Here is a 3117-nt window from a genome sequence, read left to right as displayed (position 1 = left end):
GATCCCCTCTTCAGCGTGTTAGGAAACTGTTACGATAAGTATAACTTTATTTTCCCCTGTCAACAATAGCCTCACTCAACGAACATTTCAAGAGAATGAAATTCCTGCGCCTCCGGGGCCAAAAGGCGAACTCCCTTTCAACCAACCTGGTTTTAACCGCTCTCGATAACCCCCAGGAACAGGACGGTGGAACCCGGCGCCACCTCGTCGTCCCCATCGAGGGCCTTGGGTCCCGCCTCGGCGTCGTAGAGGCAGATCAAACCATCCCCTCGGGAGGGAAATTTCTCGCCGTAGACGGAGGCCAACCCTTCGACGAGGCGAGATACGGTTATCGGACCATCGAGCGGCAAATACAGCTCCTCCGTTCCGGCGGCCCGTTCCCAGGGACCAAAGAACTTGACCAGTACGCCCTTTCCCTGCATCAGTCGGAAGGTTCCCTTTTGGAGTGAAGGATGTAACCCAGGAGGTCCGACCTGCTCAGAACCCCCGAGAAGACGCCGTCGTTCACGACGGGCGCCCTTTTCAGGTTTTTCGTTATCAGGACCATCGCCGCGTTCAGGTCCGTATCCTGCTCCTCGAGAACGATCACCCGGATCTGCATATGCTTGTCGACCCTTTCGAGGCTTATCTCTCTCAACCTCTTCTGGAACTGGCCGTAATCGGGCAAAAAGGAAGAATCCTTCAAAAGATCGTAATAACCGGGTAGAGCCGCCCTTACGATATCCTTTTCGCTCAGGAAGCCCACCACCTTTCCGTCTTCACCGACCACGGGAATTCCCGTGACTCTTTGCCCGGCCATGATCTCCACGGCTTCCGCGATAGTCGTTTCGGGCGAAACGGCGGTGAGGTCCCTGTCCATCAGGTCACCTACGAGCATTGGGGCGCCCCCTTTCCAAGGTACCCACAAGTATCACCCATCCGGACAGGGAGGTAAACAGCGGTGCAGAGCATCATAAGAGACCTCCCCACCGGATCACGATGTAGAGGCTGGCGGTGACCAGGGAAAGGACGACCACCTTGAGCCCTGTCTTCATGAAGTTCCTGAAATTGATCCGGTTGCCGCTTTTTTCCGCTATATCGGCCACAACCACGTTCGCGGCGGCCCCCAGGAAGGTCCCGTTGCCGCCCAGGCAGGCCCCAAGGGACAGGGCCCAGAACAGGGGCGCCGCGGTCATACCGGTGGACACGGCAAGGTCCCGCGCCACGTAAACGAAGGTGGCCGTGAAGGCCACGTTGTTGACGAAAGCGCAGACGAGGCCGGAGAACCATAGCATGGCGATCGTGGCGGCCAGCGGCCGGCCTTTGAAAAAGGAAATGAAGAGCTTTGACGCGCCGGTTATGACTCCCGTCTCGTTGAGGGCACCGACGATGATGAAGAGCGAAACGAAAAAGATTATCGTGGGCCACTCGATATCCCTGTGGATCACCTCGTCTCCATCGACGGGAACGACGGCGAGAAGGACCGTCGCCCCCAAAAGGGCTATGACGGAAGCGGGCAGGTTCAGCACATGGTGGATCATAAAACCCGCCACGACGAGGGTCATCGCCGTCGTAGCCCTGATCGTGAGCCCCTTGTCCTTTATCAGCTTTGACTCGTCGACCTGGGCAATACGTTCTTTGGCATTTTCCCCGCCTTCCAGGTCCTTGCGGAAATGGTATATTAGCCAGGCCGTCACGACAGCCATCACCAGGATAACGGCGGGGGCCAGGTTGACGACGAAATCCATGAAGGAAAAGTGAGCGAAGGAACCGATGATCATGTTCGGGGGATCGCCGACCAGGGTGGCCGTTCCGCCTATATTCGAGGCGAAGGCCTCTCCGATGAGGAACGGGAAGGGATTGACATCCATCAGGTCCACGAGGGATATCACCACGGGGCTGATGAGCAGAACCGTGGTGACGTTGTCGAGGAAGGCCGATAGGAGCGCCGTCACCGCCAGCACCGCTATGTAGGTAAGATGAATCCTGCCGCCGGTGGCCTTGACGGTAAGAACCGCGATGTACTGAAAAAACCCCGTCCCGGAGATGACTCCCACGATGATCATCATCCCGATGAGAAGCCCTATGGTGTTGAAGTCTATGTAGGAGACCGCCTTTTGGGCGGGTATGATGTTGAAACCCATGAGCAGGCTCGCCCCCAGGAGCGCGCCGACGCTCCGACGCATCTTGCCCGTCGCTATGACTATTATCGTTAGAATGAAGACCACCGATGCGGCTATTGCTTGAATTGACATACCCAGGATCCTTCCTCCGGTATCTTTGCTCATTCCCCTTCCGAGGAAGGGGAATGGAGAACCATCATTGTAGTAAAACGATAAATTGCGTCAAGTCCGCCTGGAACCGCCCTGGAAAGCGATGAAGGACAGACCCCGTGATTGGCCTGTCGGCACAAGCGATATTTATACTCCCAAGTCTGAAGGGTTTCAAGACCCCGGACGAGGCATGAGCGAAGCCAGGCGCCTATGGCTTATAATCATATTGACAGGCCAAGACGAACCCGGGAGGCGGAGATATGGTCGTGGAATCCGAAAGGCAACGAAACCTGGCAGTGCTCATCGACGCGGACAACACGTCCCCCTCGGTGATCGAGTACCTTTTCGCCGAGATAGCCAAATACGGCATGGCCAGCGTGAAGAGGATATACGGGGACTGGACCTCGCCTTACCTGAAGGGATGGAAGGAAGTCCTGCTGACCTACGCCATCCACCCCATCCAGCAGTTCCACTACACCGTAGGCAAGAACGCCACCGACAGCGCCATGATCATCGACGCCATGGACCTGCTCTACTCAAACCGTTTTAACGGCTTCTGCCTGGTCTCCAGCGACAGCGACTTCACCCGCTTGGCGACCCGCATCAGGGAAGGCGGGATCACCGTTTACGGGTTCGGGAAGAAGGGCACCCCCAACGCCTTCGTCAGCGCCTGCGACAAGTTCATCTACACCGAGATCCTGGAAAAGCAGGCGGAAGAGGACGAGTCGGAGCATCCCACCGGGGAAGAGGAACAGGCGACAAAAAAGAAACAGACCCCGAAACTGCTCAGGGGCGACACGAAATTGACTAACCTTCTCCGCAACAGCGTCGACGCCGTCGCCGACGAGGACGGGTGGGCCGCCCT

Annotated in this window: 4 protein-coding genes; 1 reads left to right on the top strand and 3 read right to left on the bottom strand. The window is 57.2% G+C overall.

The window, feature by feature from the left end; all coding sequences use genetic code 11:
* Positions 1 to 152: 152 nt before the first annotated feature.
* The 3 genes from GX108_00090 to GX108_00080 all read right to left on the bottom strand — a co-directional run bounded on the left by GX108_00090 (position 153) and on the right by GX108_00080 (position 2234).
* Complete coding sequence (locus GX108_00090) at positions 153 to 422, bottom strand: MoaD/ThiS family protein (GenBank protein NLO55446.1); 270 nt, start codon at positions 420 to 422, stop codon at positions 153 to 155.
* A complete protein-coding gene (locus tag GX108_00085; GenBank protein ID NLO55445.1) occupies positions 422 to 877 on the bottom strand; it encodes a CBS domain-containing protein in 456 nt (151 codons plus the stop codon). The genes GX108_00090 and GX108_00085 overlap by 1 nt, the downstream gene beginning before the upstream one ends.
* A gap of 73 nt (positions 878 to 950) precedes the next feature.
* On the bottom strand, positions 951 to 2234 hold the full coding sequence (locus tag GX108_00080) for an ArsB/NhaD family transporter (protein ID NLO55444.1): 1284 nt from the start codon (positions 2232 to 2234) through the stop codon (positions 951 to 953).
* 278 nt (positions 2235 to 2512) lie between these two features.
* Between GX108_00080 and GX108_00075 the strand changes: the two genes are divergently transcribed.
* On the top strand, positions 2513 to 3117 hold a 605-nt coding region (locus tag GX108_00075), incomplete at its 3' end, for an NYN domain-containing protein (GenBank protein NLO55443.1).

The organism is Thermovirga sp., assembly GCA_012523215.1.
Lineage (GTDB): Bacteria > Synergistota > Synergistia > Synergistales > Thermovirgaceae > 58-81.
Note: the sequence above shows the minus strand (reverse complement) of the source record. Positions and strands in the feature narration are given on the sequence as shown.

Coding starts and splice junctions, on each gene's coding strand:
- GX108_00090 (NLO55446.1), bottom strand. CDS start 422: ATGCAGGGAAAGGGCGTACTGGTCAAGTTCTTTGGTCCCTGGGAACGG.
- GX108_00085 (NLO55445.1), bottom strand. CDS start 877: ATGCTCGTAGGTGACCTGATGGACAGGGACCTCACCGCCGTTTCGCCC.
- GX108_00080 (NLO55444.1), bottom strand. CDS start 2,234: ATGTCAATTCAAGCAATAGCCGCATCGGTGGTCTTCATTCTAACGATA.